General features: G+C 68.9%; 13 protein-coding genes and 1 pseudogene. 11 read left to right on the top strand and 3 right to left on the bottom strand.

All coding sequences use genetic code 11. The features are described 5' to 3' along the window. Window positions 1–59 precede the first annotated feature (59 nt). The 11 genes from RFN52_RS04860 to RFN52_RS04810 all read left to right on the top strand — a co-directional run bounded on the left by RFN52_RS04860 (window position 60) and on the right by RFN52_RS04810 (window position 19,889). Window positions 60–1,481: a DEAD/DEAH box helicase gene (locus RFN52_RS04860; protein ID WP_184842822.1), complete on the top strand. Its 1,422-nt coding sequence runs from the start codon at window positions 60–62 to the stop codon at window positions 1,479–1,481. A 489-nt stretch (window positions 1,482–1,970) separates the two neighbouring features. Continuing rightward, complete coding sequence (locus RFN52_RS04855; RefSeq protein ID WP_184842819.1) at window positions 1,971–5,288, top strand: putative bifunctional diguanylate cyclase/phosphodiesterase; 3,318 nt, start codon at window positions 1,971–1,973, stop codon at window positions 5,286–5,288. A 123-nt stretch (window positions 5,289–5,411) separates the two neighbouring features. Beyond that, a complete protein-coding gene (locus tag RFN52_RS04850; protein WP_184842816.1) occupies window positions 5,412–8,642 on the top strand; it encodes an amino acid adenylation domain-containing protein in 3,231 nt (1,076 codons plus the stop codon). Window positions 8,643–8,671: 29 nt separating this feature from the next. Beyond that, on the top strand, window positions 8,672–9,427 hold the full coding sequence (locus RFN52_RS04845) for a leucyl/phenylalanyl-tRNA--protein transferase (RefSeq protein WP_311240893.1): 756 nt from the start codon (window positions 8,672–8,674) through the stop codon (window positions 9,425–9,427). Between the two features lie 170 nt (window positions 9,428–9,597). After that, entirely contained in the window at window positions 9,598–10,002 is a 405-nt protein-coding gene (locus RFN52_RS04840; RefSeq protein ID WP_184842810.1) for a response regulator, read from the top strand. Continuing rightward, on the top strand, window positions 10,002–10,376 hold the full coding sequence (locus tag RFN52_RS04835; protein WP_102909533.1) for a response regulator transcription factor: 375 nt from the start codon (window positions 10,002–10,004) through the stop codon (window positions 10,374–10,376). Before RFN52_RS04840 ends, RFN52_RS04835 begins: the two co-directional genes overlap by 1 nt. Beyond that, window positions 10,373–11,473 carry a HEAT repeat domain-containing protein gene (locus RFN52_RS04830; RefSeq protein WP_184842807.1) on the top strand — a complete coding sequence of 367 codons (1,101 nt, stop codon included), beginning with the start codon at window positions 10,373–10,375 and terminating at the stop codon, window positions 11,471–11,473. Before RFN52_RS04835 ends, RFN52_RS04830 begins: the two co-directional genes overlap by 4 nt. Beyond that, on the top strand, window positions 11,470–12,957 hold the full coding sequence (locus RFN52_RS04825) for a glycosyltransferase family 2 protein (RefSeq protein WP_229856861.1): 1,488 nt from the start codon (window positions 11,470–11,472) through the stop codon (window positions 12,955–12,957). The genes RFN52_RS04830 and RFN52_RS04825 overlap by 4 nt, the downstream gene beginning before the upstream one ends. After that, a complete protein-coding gene (locus RFN52_RS04820) occupies window positions 12,954–15,053 on the top strand; it encodes an ATP-binding protein (RefSeq protein WP_184842804.1) in 2,100 nt (699 codons plus the stop codon). Before RFN52_RS04825 ends, RFN52_RS04820 begins: the two co-directional genes overlap by 4 nt. Before the next feature lie 425 nt (window positions 15,054–15,478). Further along, window positions 15,479–18,289, top strand: coding sequence for a response regulator (locus tag RFN52_RS04815; protein WP_184842800.1), 2,811 nt, complete (start codon window positions 15,479–15,481; stop codon window positions 18,287–18,289). 67 nt (window positions 18,290–18,356) lie between these two features. Continuing rightward, window positions 18,357–19,889, top strand: coding sequence for a diguanylate cyclase domain-containing protein (locus tag RFN52_RS04810; RefSeq protein WP_311241210.1), 1,533 nt, complete (start codon window positions 18,357–18,359; stop codon window positions 19,887–19,889). Between the two features lie 231 nt (window positions 19,890–20,120). Here the strand turns inward: RFN52_RS04810 and RFN52_RS04805 are convergent, their stop codons facing one another. From RFN52_RS04805 to RFN52_RS04795, 3 genes and pseudogenes are all read right to left on the bottom strand, one after another. Next, complete coding sequence (locus tag RFN52_RS04805) at window positions 20,121–20,564, bottom strand: hypothetical protein (protein WP_229856864.1); 444 nt, start codon at window positions 20,562–20,564, stop codon at window positions 20,121–20,123. Between the two features lie 266 nt (window positions 20,565–20,830). Continuing rightward, the gene (locus RFN52_RS04800; protein ID WP_184842791.1) at window positions 20,831–21,328 is read right to left on the bottom strand and encodes a lactococcin 972 family bacteriocin; all 498 of its coding nucleotides are present in this window, start codon (window positions 21,326–21,328) and stop codon (window positions 20,831–20,833) included. Window positions 21,329–21,775: 447 nt separating this feature from the next. Continuing rightward, window positions 21,776–22,191: pseudogene (locus RFN52_RS04795) on the bottom strand (transposase); the annotation flags it as partial. Between the last annotated feature and the right edge of the window lie 40 nt (window positions 22,192–22,231).

The following is a 22,231-nucleotide window of genomic DNA, read 5'->3' as shown; positions in this document are numbered from 1 at the left end:
CGGTGACCGCGTCCCCGCCGCGCCTTCCTCGGTACGGTCCCTTCGGAGGAAGGCTCTCTGTGAGTGAATCAGCACGTGCCGATGCCCGGCGGCAGGATCATGGGCCCGAGGCTGGGGGCGCTGCTTCGGCGCTGCCCACGGGGGCGTCCTTCGCAGATCTGGGGCTGCCGGCCGAGATTCTGAGGGTGCTCGACGAGCACGGTGTGACGGTGCCCTTTCCCATTCAGGCGGCGGCGCTGCCGAACGCGCTGGCAGGAAGGGACGTTCTGGGCCGGGGCCGCACGGGTTCCGGCAAGACGCTCGCCTTCGGCCTGGGGATGCTAGCCCGGACGGCCGGACGGCGTGCTCAGCCCAAAGAGCCGCTGGCGCTCGTCCTGGTGCCCACCAGGGAGCTGGCGCAGCAGGTGGGTGAGGCGCTCACCCCGTACGCCGAGGCGCTGGGACTGCGGCTCGCGACCGTGGTGGGCGGAGTGTCCATCGGACGGCAGGCCACCGCGCTGCGGGACGGCGCCGAGATCGTCGTCGCCACGCCCGGCCGGCTGCACGACCTCGTCGAGCGCAACGGCTGCCGGCTGGGACGGGTGCGCATCACGGTCTTGGACGAGGCCGACCAGATGTGTGACATGGGGTTCCTGCCGCAGGTCACCGGGATTCTGGACCAGGTGCGATCCGACGGGCAGCGGATGCTGTTCTCCGCCACTCTCGACCGCGACGTCGACCAGCTGGTGCAGCGTTACCTGCGCGACCCCGCAGTCCACTCCGTGGACCCCTCGTCCAGCGCGGTGTCCGCGATCGAGCACCACGTCTTCGTCGTGCACGGCCCGGACCGGTACGCGGTGACGACGGAGATCGCCGCCCGGGACGGCCGCGTGCTGCTGTTCCTGGACACCAAGCACGGCGTCGACCAGCTCACGCGGCACCTGCGGGCCAACGGCGTGGCCGCCGCCGCCCTGCACAGTGGGAAGTCCCAGCCGCAGCGCACCCGGACCCTGGCCCAGTTCAGGAACGGGCAGGTCACCTCGCTGGTGGCGACGAACGTCGCCGCACGCGGCCTGCACGTCGACGACCTCGACCTCGTGGTCAACGTCGACCCGGCCACCGATCCGAAGGACTATCTGCATCGCGCGGGCCGCACGGCCCGGGCCGGGCGCTTCGGCACAGTCGTGACCCTCGTCCTGTCGGGGCAGCGCCGTGAGACGAGCCAGGTCATGGCCGACGCCGAAGTTGTTCCCAAAGTCAGTAAGGTGCGGTCCGGCGAGGCGGAGCTGAGCCGGATCACCGGGGCCAGGGCCCCTTCAGGGGAGCCTCTCGACGGCGGGCCGGCCGCATCGCGCCCCAAGAACCACAACGCCCCGTTCCGCGGCCTGGGCAGCACCAAGGACGCGAAGAGCGGCTCCGGTGGCCGGTCGTCCCGTAAGAGCAGCGAGGCCCGCAAGCTCGCGGAGGCCCGCAGGGCGGCCCGGGTACGGCGCGGCGGCTGAGCCCGGCGCTCGAACCACCGGGCGGGTGTCTTCTTCGCCGACACTGCCGTGACGGACGGACCGCCGGCCGGGGTACGCCCCGCCGCCGCGCCATGGCTCCAGGGATGACGGCCAGTTCGGGCGCCTGACCGCCGAGCTGTGACAGCGTCATGACTGCGCTGCCGATCATGAACATCGGAAGGCGCGACACGACGGCCGCCGCGGAAAAGAGCCAACTACCCGAAGGAGGAGAGGTTCTGCGGCAGTCGGGGACGGGTCTGCACCCTTCCGTCAGGAGCCGGCCGTCGCAGAAACCGGACCGGGTCCGGTCTCCGCGCCCTGCATTTTCGCGCATGTCGTGCTATTCCGCGAGGCGACGCCTTATCTCGCTGCAAGAGTGCGAGAAAGGGCAATCCCGGTAAGCTGGATGAGGGCACGTCGATGCCCCGGTGCAGAAGTAGCCAGCATAACGGTGAGCGGGTATACCGGAGGCCATGTTCACCGGAAAACGTGTTCACAGGCGATCAGGGCCGAGTCCCGGCCCGGGCCGGGGAATTCTCCTTCGTCAGCACGGTCCCACGGGCCTCTTCGCCGCACCGGTGCCGTTCGCCCAGCTCACCCCGCCCGACAAGTGGTCCTCTCAGGAGGTTGGTTGGGATGAACGCGCGACTGCGAAGCCAGACCGCGATGGTCGTTGTCAGCTCATGTATCGTCGTGCTGACGGCGCTCTACTACGTATATCCGGAACAGCGGCTGCTCTTCGTCGCCATTGGAGCGACCGGCGTCATCGGTATCGTCCTCGGTGTCTTTCTCAACCATCCGGCGCATCGACTCCCCTGGCTGCTTCTAGCCGCGGGGAATTTCGCCTTCGCCGCAGGCCAGGCCACCCAGATCATTCTCATCCAGTTGCTCAACGAAGAGATCCCGTTCCCGTCGATCGCTGACGGCTTCTATCTAGCGGCATATCCGCTCTATGCGGCAGGCCTGCTGGGCTTTGTGCACTGGCGCACGAGTTGGCGCGACCGGGCGAGCCTCGTCGACGCACTGACGCTGACCGTCGGCCTGGCCCTGCTGTCGTGGCTCTTTCTCATCGATCCGTACGCCCGCGCCGAGGGTCTCACCTGGGTGCAGAAGGCGTTCGCCATCGCCTATCCGCTCGGCGACATCCTTGTCCTGGCGATGCTGCTGCGGCTGCTCGTCGGCCGCGGCGGCAAGAGCCGCTCGCTCATGCTGCTCACCGTGGGCACCGTCGGCCTGCTCACCGCCGACGTGCTGTACGGCCTGATCCAGCTGAACGGAACGTGGCGCACCGGTAGCGCGGTCGAACTCGGCTGGGCCCTCCTGTACGGCGCCTGGGCGCTGGCCGCGCTCCATCCGTCCATGCGCCTGCTGACGCAGCCGCTGCCATGGCGAGCCGAGACCGGTACGGGCCGGCTGGCCCTGCTCACCCTGGCGTCGCTCATCGCGCCCGCCATCCTCCTGACGGAGGCGGTGCGCGGCGTGAGGTCCAACGTCGGCGTCATCGGGGTCTTCTCCGCGGTGCTCTTCCTCCTCGTGCTCTACCGCCTGGCGGGGGTGGTGGCGACCCACCGGCGGGCGGTCGGCCGGGAGAAGGCGCTGCGCGACGCGGTGTCGTCGCTGGGCGGAGCGGGCGAGCTGCGGGACGTGGCCGCGGCAGTCCACTCCGCGGTGACGCAGCTGATGCCGGTCGGCCCGCCTCGTTCCGCGCTGCTCACCCTGCCGGACAGCACACTCTGGGTGAACGGGCCCCACAGCGTCCTGCGTGGGCCCCTGGCCACGCGGGCGACCACAGCCGTACGGGAACTGATCGCGTCCGGCGAGAACCGCCTGGTGGCCCTCGACGGGGTGGGGCCCGCCCTTGTCGACCACCTCAAGGTGGAGCCGCCCCGCAACGACCACGCTCTGGTCTGCCGGCTCACCGCGCAGGGTCACCCCTCGGACGATCCGCTGATCGGGGTGCTGATCGTGGCGGGGGCGGAGCACGACCTGCTCGTGCTCCGCGACACGCTGGTGACTCTCGCCGCACAGGCCGCACTTGCCACGGAACGGGTCACCCTCGCCCACGAGGTCAACCGGCGCAACAGCGAGATGTACTTCCGCACGCTGGTGCAGAACGCCTCGGACGTCATCCTGATCCTCGACGAGGACGACCGCGTCCGTTACGCCAGCCCCTCCGCCGACCAGGTCCTCGGCCTGCCGGACCTGGAGGGCACCCTCCTCGTCGATCTGGTGCCACCACAGGACAGTCGCGCGGTGGTCGAGAAGCTCGGCCGGATACGCAGGGGCGAGCCGCAGACCGCGCGCGAACACTGGCGCGTGGTCCGCGGCGACCGGTCGTCCATCGAGGTCGAGCTGAAGTGGAGCGACCTGCGGGAGGAGGCGACCGTCGGTGGAGTGGTGCTCACGTTGCGGGACGTGACCGAACAGCGCAAACTCGAACGCGAACTCACCCACCAGGCGTTCCATGACTCGCTCACCAATCTGGCCAACCGCGTGCTCTTCCAGGACCGGGTCAACCATGCCCTGGCGCAGGCTCAGCGTGACGGGACGGTGGTCGGCGTGCTCTTCATCGACGTGGACGACTTCAAGGTCGTCAACGACATGCACGGCCACGGTGTGGGCGACGAACTCCTGGTCGCGCTGTCACTCCGGCTGCAGACGACCGTCCGTGCCTCCGACACCGCCGCACGCATCGGCGGGGACGAGTTCGCCCTGCTGGTGGAGGGCTCCGTCGGGACGGAGGGCGTGGAGCGGTTCACCGAACACGTGATGACCGTGTTTGACGAGCCGTTCCGGCTCAGTGTGGGTCCGATGAGCACGTACGCCAGCATCGGCGTGGCGACGACGGAGGACAGCATCGACTCGGTCGAACTACTGACACACGCCGATCTCGCCCTCTACTCGGCGAAGACGGCTGGCAAGCGCCAGTGGCGCCGCTACCACCCGGAACTGCAGAGCGGCATGGCCGAGCGCGCCAATTTGCAGGAGGCCCTGGACAGTTCGTCGATCGAGACGTCGTTCCTGGTGCTTTACCAGCCCATCGTGGAGCTGGCCAGTGGTCAGGTCGCCGGCTTCGAGGCGCTCGTTCGCTGGCCCCACTCCACGCGTGGCATGGTGCTGCCGGAGCAGTTCATCACGCTCGCCGAGGAGAGCGGGCAGATCGTCCCCCTCGGCGCCTGGGTGCTCGACCAGGCCGCGGCCGAGGCGGTCCGGTGGGAGGGCTCCGTCCTGCGCGACGGGACGGCCGGTCGCAAACCGCCTTACATCAGCGTCAATGTGTCGCCGCGTCAGTTCCGGGACGACGACTTCTACAACGTGGTCCGGCGTGCACTGGATCTCTCCGGCATCGAACCGGCTTCTCTCGTACTCGAACTGACCGAGAGTGTGCTGATGTACAACGACGAGCGTATTCTGGGCGAGATGAATGCGCTCACAGAGCTCGGCATTCGTATCGCGATCGACGATTTCGGAACGGGCTACTCGTCGCTGAGCTATCTGCGTGAGTTCCCCATCTCGATACTCAAGATCGACAAGTCGTTCGTCGACGAACTCGGGCGATCGCCGGAACAGTACGCCCTTGTCGAGGGCATCGCACATCTCGCGGACACGCTCGGTCTCACGGTCATCGCCGAAGGGGTGGAGAACGTGAGGCAGCAGGAGTTGCTGATCTCCATGGGCTGTCAGTTGGCGCAGGGCTATCTTTTCGCAGAACCGGTCAGTGCCGAGGAGGCGGGGCAACTGGTCCTCGCACCGCCGCTCGGCCGCCTGGCCGAAATGCCTGTGAGGCCCGCCGAAGGGAAGCAGTGACGGCGGCGGCCCCTTCCCGCCAGGAGCGCAGATCGTGCTCCGCAGGACGCCGCGCGAGGCAGGAGGCTCGAGGTGACGGAACGTGATCCTCGGACGGCAGAGTCGGTTGCACCGTGCGTCGTGTTGCGCAACGACGAAGAGCAGTACGTGGTCTGGCCCGCAGACCGCCGGATTCCGGCAGGGTGGCATCGGATCGGCGGACCGCAGTCCGACTCGGCGTGCGGGGCTCTGGTCGAGCGCCTGTGGACCGATATGCGGCCCGCGAGTGCCCGCGCCGAGCGGCCGGCGGAGGCCTGGCCGGGCAGCGTGCCCGAGCTGGTGCGGGAGCGGGCGCGGCGTGAGCCGTCCGCTCTCGCGGTGCTCTCGGACGACGGCCGGCTCAGCTACGCCGAGCTGAGCGGTCGCGCCGACCGGCTTGCCGATCGGTTGCGGGAGCGGGGCGTCGGCCCGGAGTGCGTCGTCACCGTGTGCCTGGACCGCGTGCCCGAGCTGATCGTCGCCCTGCTGGCGGTGCTGGGATCCGGAGGCGCGTTCCTGCCGCTCGACCCGGCGACCCCGCCGCAACGGATGGTCGCACTGGTCGGTGAGACCGGTTCACGCCTCATCGTCACGAGCCGCGAGCACGCCCCGATGTTCGCCGGGTGCGAGGCACGGATCGTCCACGCCGAGGCGGCCGAGGAACCGGCTGCGCAGGCGCCGTCGGAGGCGTCGCGGCCGGCACCCGGCCCCGGTCCGGACGACCTCGCCTACGTGATCTACACCTCCGGTTCCACCGGGCCGCCCAAGGGGGTGATGATCAGCCACCGGTCGCTGGCCCACTCCCTCACGGCGGTGGTCCGGGCCTACGAACTGACGCCCTCCGACCGGGTGCTGCACGCCGCGGCGCTCGGCTTCGACACCTCACTGGAGCAGATCTTCGCCACGCTGATCAGTGGCGCGACGCTCATCCTCGCCGGAACCCCGACGTGGGCGCCCACCGACCTGCTGCGCCGCCTGCCCGAGTACGGGATCACCGTCGCCGACCTGCCCCCCGCCTACTGGCACCGGGTCGTCTCCGTCGCGGACCGCGGCGAGATGCTCGCGTCGCTGAGGCTCACCATCGTCGGCGGTGAGATCGTCACCGCGAAGGACTGCCGCGCCGTTCTGCGCAAGATCCCCGGCGTGCGGCTCGTCAACGCCTACGGGCTCACCGAGACCACCATCACCTCCACGCTCTGCGAACTGAATCAGGAAGTGCTCGCCGCGCCGGATACTGCCGTCGCCCCCATCGGCCGGCCCCTGGAGGGGACTCACGTCCACGTGCTCGACGCCGACCTGCGCCCGGTGCAGCCGGGCGAGCGCGGCGAGATCTACATCGGGGGGCAGGGTCTGGCGCGTGGTGTCTGGCGGCAACCCGCCCTGACCGCACGGCAGTTCCTGCCCGATCCGCACGGCGGGGCGCCGGGAGACCGTATGTACCGCACCGGGGACCTGGGCCGCCGGCGCCCGGACGGCAATCTGGAAGTTCTGGGCCGGGTCGACGACCAGATGAAGATCCGCGGGTTCCGGGTCGACCCGGCGGAGATCGAGGCCGCGCTCGTCTCCCGTCCGGAGATCGGCCAGGCGATGGTGGTGGCCCGCACGCGTGACAGCGGCGACCGGGACCTGATCGCCTACTACACGCCCGCCTCGCCACCGGCCGGCGGCGAGGCGGTGCAGCCCGTACGGCTGCGGTCGGCACTCAGCGAGGTCCTGCCGGGCTACATGATCCCGGCGGCCTTCCACGCGGTGGAACGGCTGCCCGTCGCGCCCAGCGGAAAGCTCGACCGCAAGGCCGTACCGGAATCCGGGGCCGCACCGCCGACGGCCGACGCCGACGACCGTCCGGTGGTGCAGGGGATGGCACAGCTGTGGGGCCAGATCCTGGGTGTGGACTACGTCCGTCCGCACGACGACTTCTTCGAACTGGGCGGCAATTCGCTGCTGGCCATGGAGATGCTCGCCCGGACCCGCGTCATATTCGGCATCGGCGTCACACAGATCCGCGACCTGACCCGTTCACTGCTGCGTCAGCCGATGCTCGCCGCGTTCGCCGAGTCCGTGCGCCAGGCACGTGCCGGCACATTGACCCGCCCGGGCGGTTTGAGTGTCGACTTCGCCTCGGAGACCGCTCGGCGCGTTCCGGAGGTGGGCCGGGACGGGCCGGCTCCGGATCACCACCGCTCCGGCGACGTCCTGCTCACCGGGGCGACGGGATTCTGCGGCGCCCACATGATCGACGAGTTGCTGCGCAGCACGACGGGCCGGATTCTCTGCCTGGTCAGAGCCTCGGACGAGCAGCACGGCATGGAGATGATCCGCGCGAGCCACCAGCGGTACGTCCTCAAGGATCTGTCCAGCACGCGCGTCCAGCCGGTCGTCGGCGACCTGGGCAAGGCCGGACTGAGTCTGGCTCCCGGCCGGTTCGAGGAACTGGCATCGACCATCGACGCGGTCTACCACTTCGGCGCCCAGGTCAACTTCATCTACCCGTATCACGAGTTGCGCTCGGTCAACGTCGACGGAACATACGAGATCATCCGCCTCGCCGCCGGCAGGGCCGTCCCCGTCCACTTCGCCTCCAGCATGGCGGTGCTCGCCGGATTCGGGCCGGCCGGGGTGCGCGAGGTGACCGAGAGTACGCCGCTGGGCTTCCCGGAACATCTGTCGGTGGGATACGTGGAGACCAAGTGGGTCGCCGAGGCGCTGCTGAAGAAGGCATCCGACGCGGGATTGCCGGTCGCCGTCTACCGTCTGATGGACATCGCGGGCAGCACTGGAACCGGCGTGATGAACACCAACAGCGAGATGGCCGCCCTCTTCGGCTTCATCGCGCGGACCGGTCTGTGCCCGGACATCCGGCTGCCGCTGGACTTCCTGCCGGCCGATCACCTCGTCCGCGCGATCGGACACATCTCCACCCGCCGTCGCCCGCGCGGCGAGGTCTATCACCTCACCAACCCCCGTCCCGCACTGCTCGGTTCGCTGGCCGAGCGCATGCGCCAACGGGGGTATCCGGTCCAGGAGATCCCGTACGCGGAGTGGATCGCCGCTCTGGTGAAGTATGCGGCCGGGCACCCCACCGACGCGATAACACCGTTCGTGCCGCTGTTCGTCGACCTGTGCCACGGCGCCGACATCACCGTGAGCGAGATGTACTTCCAGGGCGTCTTCCCGGAGTTCACCCGCGACAACGCGGAGCGGGCACTGGTGGACGCCGGGATCGGCATTCCGCCTGTGGACGCGCAGATGATGGACCGCTTCATCGACTTCCTGCAACAGGCCGAGCACGCAGGGCCGGTGGTGAACCGGGGGCAGGGAGCGCCACGGTGGTGAGCCGATGCCCTCGATGGGAGGCGCTGGACGTGCTGAAAGCGGCGCCCGACGGTCCGGTGGCCTTCTCCGCCGACCTCAGTCCCGCCTCCCTCCTGGCGGCGTACCACGCCGGGGTCTATCCGTTCCCGGCATCCGACGAGTACACCCGTGCCCTCAACGAGGTGGTCTTCGCCGATCAGGTCCAGGAGGGCCGCATCCCGCTCGTGGGGGAGGAGCCGGCCGATCCCTTCACCGTCTCCTGGTGGTCTCCCGACCCCAGGCCGGTGCTGCCCGTCTCGGCCGCGCATCTCAGCCGCAGCCTCGCCCGGCGGCTGCGCAACGGGCTGTCGTGGTCGACCAGCCTGAACCAGGAGTTCGAGCGGGTCGTCCGCGAATGCCGCGGTGACCGTGTCCCGCTGTGGCTCACCGAGGAGCTGATCGCAACCCTGGTCCACCTGCACGAGCTGGGTCATGCTCACAGCGTCGAGGTGTGGGAGGACGGCAATCTGGTCGGCGGCGTCTTCGGCCTCCGGATCGGATCGGTCTTCAGCATGGACTCGATGTTCTTTCAGCGACCCGGCGCCTCGAAGGTGGCGGTGAGCGATCTCGCCGCGCGTTTCGCACAGGCCGGCGGCGAGTTGCTCGACGCGCAGCGGGACAGCCCGCACGTCCGCGACCTCGGCGGTACCCCCATGCCGCGGGAGCAGTACGTGCGATGCCTCCGCCGCACCGCGCGTGACAGCCTCCCGATGCCCACCGCCACCTTGCCCGCCCGACGCCTCGCCGAGCCCACGGGATCGCGCTGACCGTGTCCGTCGCGCTGCCGCCCGGCACCCCGGGGGGCTGCTCATCCGCGGCCCTCTGCTGGAGCTTCCCGTCACAGTCTGTGATGATCTAGATGCCGCGATGGGGCTTATGGTGCATATGTGGTGAAAGTTCACCAACAGTTCTAATGTGTGACTGACAGTCCGACTTCGTGGACAGGACGGTGATGTTCCCACCGCGCGTACTCGTGATCGAGGACGACCAGGATGTGAGCGCCCTGCTGGAGCGTCACTTCCGCGAGCGAGGATGCCCCGTGGCCGTCGCGCACTCGGGGGAGGAGGGGCTCGGCTTCGCCTTTGCCGACCCGCCGGACATCGCGGTCGTCGACGTGATGCTGCCGGGCATCGACGGACGGGAGGTCGTCCGCAGGCTGCGGGCGGACGACCGTACGAGGAAATGCCGTCTCGTCGTCACCTCGGTGCTCGACCCGGATGATCTGATCGGCCTCGCGGACGAGGTGCTGGCCAAGCCGTTCCGCCAGTCGGCCGTGGCGCGGCTCGTTGACTCCTACCGGAGCTCTGTGGCCCAGGAGTCCCAGGAGTCTCAGGAGGAGTAATGGCTCATGTCCTGATCGCTGACGACGACGCGGACATCCGGGATCTGGTGGCGTTCAAGCTGACCCAGAGCGGTCACCAGGTCACGGCCGTGGAAGACGGCATGGCGGCGCTCCGGGCAGCGCGTGAGAACACCGTGGACCTGGCACTGCTCGACATCCGGATGCCGGGCATGTCGGGTCTGGACGTGTGCCGGGAACTGCGCGCCACGGCCCAGACCGCGACACTCCCCGTCATCATGATCACCGCCCGGTCCCAGGAAGCGGACGTCGAGGTCGGCTTCGCGGCAGGAGCCGACGACTACATCATCAAGCCGTTCAGCCCGCGAGAGCTCTCCAGCAGGGTCACGGCGGTGCTCAACCGGGTGGAACGGTGATTTCCCCCGGCATCGTCCGTGGCGCGCTGCTGGGCCTGCTGGCCGTCGTCCTGGCTCTGAGCCTGCTCATCGTCGCCAACCGTTTCGTCCGCAGGCACCGAGAGCGCAGACGCGAGCGGATCTCGGCACCGGTGCGCGGCTCCCTGATGGAGCTTCTGTGCGCGGAGGGGGATGAGCAGACCGAGTTGCTGAACCGGCTCGCGGAGATCGACAGAAGGACCTGGACCGCCCTGGAGCCGACTCTTACCGCGCTGCTGGGCAAGGTCGCCGGTGGGGCCGGCGCGGCGCTGGTGCGCCTGTACGAGCTGCGCGGGGCCGCCGTGGACGCCGTCGCCGACCTGTCGAGCCGCAGCGCGGTCCGGCGGGGGCGCGCCGCGCAGGTGCTCGGTCAGCTCAGCCACCGTCCCGCCGCCCCGTCACTGTGCCGTCTGCTGGCCGATCGCGACCCCGAGGTACGCCTGGCCGCCACACGGGCGCTGGGCCGGTGCGGGGGACCGGAAATCGTGCCGTACCTGCTGGAGTCCCTCAACGGACCGCGGGCCGTGCCACCCGCCGCGGTCATCAGGGCGCTGGTCTCCCTGGGGCCGCAGGCACAGCGGAGTGTGGCCGCGGGGCTGGAACACCCGCAACCTCTCGCCAGAGCCGTGGCCATCGAGGTCCTCGGCGCGACCGGTGTGGTCTCCCATACATCAGAGATCGCTCGTGCACTGCGCGAGGATCCCCAGATCGAAGTCCGCGTCAAAGCGGCACGCGCGCTGGGCAGACTGGGCATGCCCGAGGGCCTGGAGCCGCTGCTGGCGGCCGTCCGGCCCGGTCGGCCGGTCGCCCTGCGCATGGTGGGCGCCGGAGCCCTCGGCACTCTGGGAGCCGTCGCCGCGACGGGCCCGCTGGCGGAGCTGCTCGGCGACCCCGACCGGCATGTGGCAGCCGCCGCAGCCCGCGCGCTGTTGCAACTCGGCCCGGAAGGACGGGCCGAGCTGCACGCGGCGGCCGACGACATCTCCCGCGGACCGGCCGCCGCCCAGGCCAGAGCCGTGCTCGCCGAATCGGCGGTCGGCGCCGCCCGCCACGACGTTCGCGCCGAGGTGGCACTGTGAGCGTGGCAACCGGCGAACCGTGGGCGTCGCTGCTGGGTGCGCTGCACACGCTGATCACCGTGTGCGACAGCGTGGTGATCGTGTACTTCCTGGCCATCAACACCAGTTATCTGGTGCTGATCCTCATCGCCCTCGGGGAGTTCGTCAGAACGCTGCGCAGGGCTCCCTTCGCGGGCCATGACGAGGCCGCCACCAGTCCTCTCACCCCACCCGTCTCCGTGATCATGCCCGCGCACAACGAAGCGGCCGGCATCGCCGAAGCGGTACGGGCCATGTTGCTGCTGCGCTACCCGGAGTTCGAGGTCGTCGTCGTCGACGACGGCTCCACCGACGGCACGCTGGACGCCCTGCGGGAAGCCTTCGACCTGGCCGAGGTGGAGTACGTGGTGCCCGACGACATCCCCGTACGCGGCAGGGTCACCTCAGTCCATCTGCCCAGAGGCGGCCCGGTACGCCTTGTGGTGGCCCGCAAGGACAACGGCGGCAAGGCCGACGCGCTCAACGTCGGAATCAACCTGGCCCGCTACCCGCTGGTGTGCATGGTGGACGCCGACTCGATCCTCGACTCCGAGGCGCTGCTCGCGGTGGCCAAACCGTTCTGTGACGATCCGCAGCGGGTGGTCGCCTCCGGCGGCGTGGTCGGCCTCGCCAACGGCTGCACCGTCGTGGCGGGACGCGTGGTCGAGGCGCGTGTGCCCCCGGACCTGCTCGGACGCGTTCAGGTCGTCGAGTATCTGCGCGCCTTCCTGCTCGGCCGCACCGGATGGTCCAAGCTCGGCAGCCTGCTCATCATCGCCGGGGCCTTCGGTCTCTTCCGCAAGGACGCGGTCGTGGCGGTCGGCGGGATGGACCCGGACTGCATCGGCGAGGATGCCGAACTGGTCATCCGCCTGCACAAGCACATGCGCGAGCAGGGCCGCGACTACCGCATCGTCTTCGTCTCCGAGCCGATCTCCTGGAGCGAGGCGCCCTCCAAGCTGAAGGTCCTGGCCCACCAACGGCGGCGCTGGCACCGCGGCCTGACGGAGATCCTGCTCAAGCACCGCCGCATGGTCGGTAATCCCCGCTACGGCCGGATCGGCCTGGTGGCACTGCCCTTCTACGTCGTCTTCGAACTGCTGGCCCCGCTGGTGGAGCTCGCGGGGCTGATTCTCGTGCCCCTGGGCGTCCTGATGGGCGCGGTGAACGCGGACTTCCTGTGGCGCTTCCTGGTCGTCGCCTACGTCTACGCCGTCGTCGTCGGCATGGTGTCGGTCGCGGTGGAGGAGTACGCCTTCCACCGGTTCACGCGGTGGCGGGACGTATGGGGAGGCCTCGTCGGGGTGGTGGCCGAGAACATCGGATACCGCCAGCTGACAGCGTGGTGGCGGCTGCGCGGCATGTGGGACGGGTTGCGCAAGTCCCCCCAGGTGTGGGGTGCCATGACCCGGGCCGGATTCGAATCTCCCGGCCAGGTGACGGAGAAGGGAGGTGATCGTGTATGAGCCGTGCCTTCAGGCAGGGCGGCGGCCGGGTGGCGCACCGACTCGGCCTCGCATTCGGGCTGTTGACCCTCCTGATCGCGCTGTGCGGGGCCAGCACACTGATCGGCGCGCTGGTGCTGGAAGGCCACCGCGACCGGATCACCGGCCACGTGCACCCTGCCCAGGACGACAACGTTCGCCTGCTCAACGCGGGTATCAGCGCGCAGCGTTCGATGCGAGGCTACCTGGTCACGGGCGACCGGAGTGAGCTCGCTGCCTTCCGTGCGGCCCGGGAGAGCATTGCGTCGATCAGCGGCGACATCCGTGCGCACGAGGTCGCGGACGAAGGCGATGTCGCGACGCAGCAACGGCAGATCGAGGCGTATCTGCGCGTAGCCGACGACCAGGCGAACACCACTCCGGGAAGCGAGCGGGCCGTCGAGCTCACCCGTGAGGCCACCCGGCGGTTCAACGCGTTCGAGGTGACCAACGCCCGCCTGAACGACCAGATGAGCCAAGAAGAGCAGCGTCTGGAGGACCGCGCCGATACGGCGATCCGGGCGGGCTTCGCCGGGTTCGGCGCCGCACTGGTCGCTGCCCTCGCCCTGGCCGTGTACACGTCGGTGCACACCACGCGCGCCCTGACCGGGCCGTTGCGGAGAACCGAGCGGACACTCGGACGGCTCACCGCCGGAGACCATGCGGCCCGGGCCGAGGTGACGGGGCCGGAGGAGATCCGGGCGGTGGCGCGGTCCGTCAACCTGCTCGCGGACGAGAGGGACCGGCTGCGCGCGGTCGAGCAGGAACGGCAGCGCCTGTCGACGGCCGCGAAGGAGACCGGCATCCGGATCAGGGACCGCCTCGAGGTCGGCTATGTCCTCGACGTGGCGTGCAACGGCATCGGCGAGGTCCTGGCCGCCGACTACGTCTTCATCCTGCTCGCCGAGGACGACGGTTCCGGGTTTCCCGTGGCCCGGGTGTGGTCCGCGGAGCGGGGCCTGTTGTCCGACGAGGAGCGAAGGCGCATACCGACGTTCCCGGCCGAGGTGGTCCGCGACCACTACCGGCGGGGAACGCCCTGGCTGGTCACCGACCTGCCCCGGTACGTGCCCGACGCCACACCCATGCCAGGTGCCCCCGGCTCCTTCGGGAAGACCGGTATGCCGGCCGAGAACCGCGCCGCCGCGGCGGCGCTGGGCCTGGACTCGGCGGTGATCATCCCCATAGGGGTGGGGGAGGAACCGATCGGTGCCGTGTCCGTGGCCCGTACCAGCGCCGACCACCCCTGGCGTCCGGTGGACATCGAAATCGCCGAGTCCATGGCCGGCGGCGTCGGCCGGGCGCTGCACACCGCACTTCTGTACGAGAAGGAGTCGAGCCTGGTGCACAAGCTGCGCGCCCTGGACCAGGCCAAGAGCGACTTCCTGTCCACCGTCTCGCATGAGCTGCGCACCCCGTTGACCAGCATCGTGGGATACATCGAGCTGCTGAAGGACGAGGACACCGGTCCGCTCTCCCCGCCCCAGGTGCGCATGCTGGACGTCGTCGACCGCAACGCCAACCGGCTGCGGGCATTGATCGAGGACCTGCTCACGCTCTCCAGGATCGAGTCGGGAGCGTTCACCTCCTACAAGACACCGATCGACCTGCGACAGCTGGTGACTTCGGCGGCCGACGCGATGAGACCGGCCGCCGAGGCCGCCTCGGTCGGACTGGAGACGTACTGCCCCGAGCAGCCGCTGGTGCTGGAGGCGGACGGCGAACAACTCGACCGGGTTCTGATGAACCTGCTGTCCAACGCGGTGAAGTTCACCCGCGGCGGCGGGACGGTCAGCGTACGGGCCGACGCGCAGGACGGGGAGGCGGTCCTGAGCGTGAGCGACACCGGCATCGGCATCCCCGCGGCCGAACAGGAGAAGCTCTTCCAGCGGTTCTTCCGCGCCTCGAACGCCACCGAGCAGGCCATCCCGGGAACCGGTCTGGGGCTGACCATCGTGCACACGATCGTGGCGAACCACGGCGGCCGGACGCAGGTGCGCTCCGAAGAGGGCCGGGGTACCACGATCACCACCTGGCTGCCGCTCAGCGGTACGAACGGTGCGGCGGACTCCGCCTGAACGGCGCTGTCGCAGCCTGAGTGTTCGGCGGTGTCGTCCTGGAGGTGGTACGCCTTCCGGTCCGGGCACGTCTGAAGCGGCCGCGGGCGGCGTGTGCCGCGGGGGAGTCACGGCGGTGGTGACGGTCCGTTGTCACGACTTGGCGTCGTATTCGAAGGTTGAAGGGCAGTCAGAGGGCTGTCACCAAAGCCATGAAATGCGGGTGCCCGGCAACCGGGCTCCCCGAACGCCGCAGCCCGGTCGCAACCCGTTCAACCTCCGCTTCCTCGATTTGCGATCTTCAGTGGTTCATTCTTTGCTTGATGTGTCCGACGAGCGGATCGCTTGATCGCCGTCATCGCACGCCGCACCCAAACCGTCGCGACCGGTCTGTTCGGTGGTCCCGGCCGCGCCTCGTGGTCGCGCCCGAAATGTGGAGGCGGACGATGGAACCGGAATCGACACCCACACCCAGGCAGTACGCGGCCGACGACGAGGAGCGGTTTCGGCTGCTGCTCAAGAATTCCCCGGACATGGTCTTCCGCCGGACGTTGGAGGGAAATTACCGGGAGGTGTCCTCCGCAGGGCAGGAATTGCTGGGCCGTCCGGCCGAGGACATCGTGGGGACTTCGGTGAAGTCCTGGGTCCATCCGGCCGATGTGGAGGAATTCGAGTGGGCCGAGCGCGATCTGCTCCGCGACGGCCGGGTGGCGGTGTGTCTGCGTCTGCGGCATGCCGACAGGCACTCGATGTGGACGGAGATGACGTGCTGGGTGGTGCGGGACCCCGCAGGCGAGCCGCTCGAAGTGCGCGGGTTCATCCGTGAGGCGGAGGGGCAGCGGCGCAGGGAGGAAGCGCTGCGGCTGTTGCAGGATCAGGCACGTTCGGTCATCGAGACCGCCCGGGACGCCTTCGTCTCCATCGACGAGGACGGCCTGGTCATCGACTGGAACCTGAGCGCTGAGAAGCTGTTCGGATTCAGCCACCACGAGGCGATGGGCCGTCCGCTGACGGAGACGATCATTCCTGAGCGGTACCACGCCGCGCACAAGGCCGGTCTGCAACGGGTGCTGGCCGGCGGAGAGTCTCATGTGCTGGGCGGTCAGGTCGAGCTCACCGCCCGTCATCACGACGGTCATGAGATCCCGGTCGAACTGGCGGTGTGGCGGCTGAAGTCGGCGAAGGCCCGCTGCTTCAACGCCTTCATCCGGGACATCAGCGAGCGCAAGCAGGCCGAAGCCGCTCTGGCGGAGGCGCGTGACCAGGCGATCGCCGCGTCCCAGGCGAAGTCGCAGTTCGTCGCCTCGATGAGCCACGAGATCCGCACCCCCATGAACGGCGTCATCGGACTGAGCGAGCTGCTGCTGGGCACCGAACAGGATGCCGAGCAGCGGCGTTACGCCGAGGGCATTCATGCCGCCGGCACGGCACTGCTGACGCTGATCAACGACATCCTCGACTTCTCCAAGCTGGAGGCGGGCAAGCTCGAACTGGACGAGGTCGCCTTCAGCCCGCAGGTGCTGGTGGAGGAGGTCGTCTCGCTGGTGGCGCAGACCGCGCAGGCCGAGGGCCTCGAACTGCTCAGCGACTGCCATCCCGACCTGCCCGCGATGGTGCTCGGGGACTCCGGCCGGCTACGGCAGATCCTGCTCAATCTGGCGTCCAACGCTGTGAAGTTCACCGAAGCGGGCGAGGTCGTGCTCCGTGCCCGCCCGGCCCCGGCCCGGCCCCCCGCGGAGCAGGCGCCATGGCTGCGGTTCGAGGTGGCCGACACCGGCATCGGCATCGCCACGGCCGATCAGGAGCGGATGTTCGACGCCTTCTCCCAGGCCGATGCCTCCACCACCCGCCGCTACGGAGGCACCGGTCTGGGTCTGGCGATCTGCCGCAGGATCACCGAGGCCATGGGAGGCTCCATCGGCGTCACCAGCCGGCCCGGCCAGGGCAGCACCTTCTCCTTCTGCGTACCGGTGCGCGCCCCCGACGCCCCCGAACAGCCCCCGGGCCCACCGCACCCCGACATCCTTCGTGGGACGCGGGTCCTGGTCGTCGACGACAACGACACCAACCGGCTGATCCTCGACGCGCAGCTGCGCAGGTGGCACATCGGGCCGACCATGGTCGCCGGCGGCCCCCAGGCCCTGGTGGCCCTGCACGAGGCGGAGGCGGCGGGCCGTCCCTTCACCCTGGCCATTGTCGACATGTATATGCCCGACATGGACGGCCTGGAACTCGCCCGCCGGATCACCACCGACCAGAACCTCGCCCGGGTACAGCTGCTGCTTCTCACCTCCGGCACTCAGCCGCCCGCCGCCGAGCTGCACGCTGCCGGCATCGCTCGCAGCCTGTCCAAGCCCGTCCACCAGTCCCAGCTCCTGGACGCCCTGGTCGAACTCGCCACCCGGACATCGCCGGTGGCCGCGTCGGCTCCGGCAGCGCCGGCTCCCACCGCGCCCGACCCAGCCCACCGGGGCCATCTCCTGCTGGTCGAGGACAACGAGATCAACCAGATGGTCGCCCAGGGCTTGCTCACCCGGCTCGGCTACAGCACGGACATCGCCGCCGACGGCGCCCAAGCCCTGCTCATGACCCAGGAGCACAGTTATCAGGCTGTGCTCATGGACTGCCAGATGCCCCAGATGGACGGCTACACCGCCACCCGTGAACTGCGCCGCCGGGAAGGCGACCACGGCCACCTGCCGGTGATCGCCATGACCGCCGGTGCCCTCGCCGAGGACCGGGAAAAGTGCTTGGCCGCGGGCATGGACGACTACATCTCCAAACCTGTCAGCGCCGACGAGCTGGAACAAGCCCTCGCGCGCTGGGTCCACACCGCCCCACCACAGGCAGGCAATGCCGCCCCACCACAGGCGGGCAACGAGGACCTGCGCGTCTCCATCGAGCAGCGGCTGGACGAACTGCGCGGCGCCGGCTCCCCGGCCGAGCACGAACTGGTGGACCGGCTGGTGGACCACTTCCTCGTCCGGGCCCCCGAGATGACCAGCGCGCTCTTCCACGCGCTCGACCGCCACGACTCGCAGGAGATCGCAGACCAGGCACACAGCCTCAGAGGCGCTGCCGGGAACATCGGCGCCGTGAGCCTCGCCGCCCGTTGCCAGGAGCTGGAAGAGCACGCGAGGGCCGGAGAGCCGACCTCACTGGCCGAGGCCGCTCCCCGCCTCCAGGACGAACTCGACCGGACCTGTCGCACCCTCGAGACGGTCCGCTCTCACCCTCCAGGCCGCGACCCCGGCTGACGAGCCGCCCGGATATCGCCTCCTGGGCGCGCGTACTGGCCGGAGGGAAGGAGAGCCTGTGGGCAAGATGCAAGTCTTGTTGCCCGCCCGCCGTGATGCGACGGCCTGGGTGTATGCCGCAGCAGGGGCCATGATGATCGTCATCTATCTGGTCACCGCCTCCGCGGCGCGTTACATGCTGCCCGTACTGATAGCCGCCTCGGTCGTCTTCGCTATCGCGGGCGGAGTGATCAGGAACAGGCCGCCCTCGTTCCTTCCGTGGCTCCTCTTCGCGGCGGCAATGGCACCGTACACGGTGGCGGACGCCATCTGGGGCCTGTACCAGGTCCGCGACGCAGAGGTCCCGTTCCCGGGTGCGGCCGACATCCTCTACGTGGGTAGTTACCTGCTGTTCGCCGCGGGGCTGGTGACGTTGGCCCGGCAGCATTCAGGCCGCCTGCACTGGGCGGGGTGGCTGGACGCTGGAATCGTCACGCTGGGGTTCGGCATCCTGTCGTGGGCGTTCATCATCGCCCCCTACCTGCGCAGCGAGCTGTCCGCGTGGCCGCTCGCGGTGTCCATCGCCTACCCCGTCGCCGACCTGGTGCTGTTGTCCGTAGCCGCCCGTTTGCTGCTCACCACCGGCAAGCGCACCCCCTCGATTCTTCTGTGCAGCGGATGGCTGCTGGTCCTTCTCACCGCCGACGGCCTCTACTACGGAACGATGGCCACGACCGGGACCGCGATCGCGGAGGATGTGTCCGAAGTGGGGTGGATGGTCTCGTCCCTCCTTCTGGGGGCCGCGGCGCTGCACCCGTCCGTCGGCTGGCCGACACAACTGTCGGACGGCAAGGAGAGGATGCCCCGGAAGCGACTGTCGATCCTGATCGCCCTCATCATGGTGGGGCCGTTGATCGTGCTGGCCAATGTCGGGGGCATCCGGGGCCAGCCCGTGAACATCACGGTGATCGTCGGCATGCTGGCGGCTCTTTCGCTGCTGCTGGTGCTGCGCATCGCGTTCCTCGCCCAGTACGCCCAGAGCAGGGCCATCGAAGCGCGGACAAAGGCGCGCTACCTCGCGGCATCACTGCGAGAGCAAGAAGAGCTCCAGAAGCAGCTGAGCCATCAGGCGACCCACGACCCGTTGACGGGGCTGGCCAACAGAGCGCTGTTGGACCAGCGCCTGGAGTCTGCTCTCAGCCGGTGCTCCGCCTCTTTCCCCGCCGCGCTGCTGATGCTCGATCTCGACGGCTTCAAGGAAGTCAACGACACCCTGGGCCACCCGTCCGGCGACGAACTGCTCGTCGACGTCGCCCGGCGGCTGACGTCCAGGGTCCGCGAGCAGGACATGGTGGCCAGGCTCGGCGGGGACGAGTTCGCACTCCTCGCGGAAGGCGTGGACGCCGGCACACTCTTCGACTACACCAGGCGGATCCTCGACTCCTTCATGGACAGCTTCATCCTCGACCGTGGCCATGCGGTCCACGTGACAACGAGCATCGGAGCACGGAGCATCACCAGGCCGACCACGCCGGCAGAAGCGCTGCGGGACGCCGACATCGCCCTGTACCGAGCCAAAACCGCGGGCAAGAACCAGGCCGTGTTCTTCGAAACCCCGTGACGGTCGCAGCGATGCGCGCCGCGACCACGCCAAGTTCCTCGCCCAGGACGTGCCGCGAAGGGCGCCCGGGGTGTCTGCCCGGTCAGGCGCCCTTCCCCGTGATGTCTAGAAGAAGCCCGGCTTCTTCGGCGAGTACGACACCAGCAGGTTCTTCGTCTGCTTGTGGTACGGACTCGGCACCCCGCTCCTCCGCCTCACCACATAGAACACGGTCTCAGGGGCGGTTGGACGCTAGCCGACGCCCACCCCGGCGGAGCGAATTCGGCGAGACCTCCACCAACCCCAGACCGTGTGGCTCACCATCGCGATCGCAACGGCAACAGCCGTGAACCGAACGGTGGTCCAGGTGCCCAGAACAACCTGACTCGGCCCGCGCGCCTCTGTCTCCAGACGCATGGAAGTCTCATAAAAGGCCACCAGGGGAACAAGCAGCCGGAAGAACAGGCCCCCGATGCCCGGCGCCTGTGCGAGGTTCCCCAGGAGCCCAAGGGGTGCTCCGAGGAAGAAGGCCAGCACACCCCAGAGCGCAATTCCGGATGAATTCGCGCCTGAGGAATCCAGTCCGCCCAGGGAGGTCAGGATTTCCTTAGTCAGGTAGTAGGCCACGACACCGATAGCCAGCCCTAGAGACGCGAGGACAACTGATTCGATTTTGGACCGACGGTAATAACCCACCAGGAATGCGTAACAGGCCCACGGCCACCCGCCTGTGAAAACGGCGCCCACGGCCGTACCTGGACGACCACCCCAATGCTCAGCGACAGGCCCTGTCAGACCAAGCAACAGGCCAAGCCCGAGTGGCACCGCAAAGGACGCGACCCGAGCACCCGAAAAGTTCACTCTCTCCTCGTTCCGGTCCTGACGTGGCATGGCTCCGGGCCGTGTGTGCCCGGAGCCATGGCCCATCCGAGGGAGATCAACCCTCATCGTGGCGGACTTGCTTATTCGTTGCTGTAAAAGGCGTGGCAGGTCCACGCCGCACCTTGTGTCGAGTTGGCGTAGGAAGTCTTCCCCTTCGCCACCCAGCCACTCGAATGATCGACGTTCCGCACCCTGACCGTTGACTTGTGCTTCACATCAGCGATGTAGTTCGAGTAGCACTTCTTTCCGGCCGACACCAGATCGTACCCATAGCACCATTTGCCATGAGTCACATTCTGGCAGGTATTCTCCTTGATCTGAACGGCCGATTTGTTGATTTCCAGCTTTACCACGCCCCACTCGGAGGGGTTACCCAGTTCTTTCGGCGGGGCGACGCCGTCACCTCTCTTGTGGATGACGGGCTTCCCGGGTATGAGGCCGCCACCGGCCTGAACCGCGGAATTGCCGGTACCGGTTCCGCTCTGAGGGTCGTAGGCCGCCACAGGGGTGGCTACGCTGGAAACCGCAAGTGCGGCGCCCGAAATGGCGAACAGTACTGACTTTCCAAGCCTTTTCACGTTACTCCTCCTCCGCTCCCCGTTAGCGGGGTTTCGGAAGGATCTTCTACGAGGGTGCTGTGACGGTCAAGGCGTGGCCGATTTACGGCCCCGGCACGGCCTGAAATCATTGCCCGGTAGGTGGTATTCACGGGCGGCGACCTGAACGCGCGGCCACGGCACGCGACTTGTCAGGACCCAGGCCACCCCCGTCGTCCCGCCCACCGTCCGCGACCTGATCCGGAGGCCCCGCTGCCGTCTTCGGTCGCCTCCGCCTTGCGGCGGCACAGAGTGAGCGCGCCCGCCGAGCCCTGCACGGGTGTCATTGGCGCGACCCTAGAGCCCTGACGACCCAGCGCGCATACGACGGCCCCCTACTCCCTGCGGACCGGTGATCTGCTGTACCAAGGAGAGTCGGGCGGTAGCCTCGGCGGTCCAGTCATCCGTCGGGCGTGGCGGAGCGTGCGTAAGGGGCAGTCCGTTCGCGTCCGGCAGGATGTGCATCTCGGAACCCGGCTTGCCCCGGTCCACGGGGCTCGGACCTGTCTGTTCATCCCCCCTTTTAGCCCTGACGTGGGCGGTGTCGAGGACGACGCGGGTGACGTCGATGAGGCCGGCGTCGTCGAGCCGGTGCAGCACGGCTTCGTGCAGGCGGCCCCAGACACCGGCTCTCGACCAGGTCAGGAACGGCGGTGGGCAGTCGACTTCGATATCCCGAAGCAAGGCGGCAGTTGGCGCCAGGCGCAACCGCTGACCAGGACGTAGCCGACGGCGGCAAACAGCGTCTCATCAGGCGTGTCCTGCGTTCCGCCGCCCTGCGGCCGCACCTTGGGCGGCGGGATCAGCTCCTTCGCGATCTCCCACAGCCCGTCCGGTACATGCAGATGGGCGCCTGACGGGCATCTGCCCAGGTCAGGCACCCGT

The organism is Streptomyces collinus, from assembly GCF_031348265.1.
Lineage (GTDB): Bacteria > Actinomycetota > Actinomycetes > Streptomycetales > Streptomycetaceae > Streptomyces > Streptomyces collinus.
This window is presented reverse-complemented; position numbering and strand designations above follow the sequence as displayed.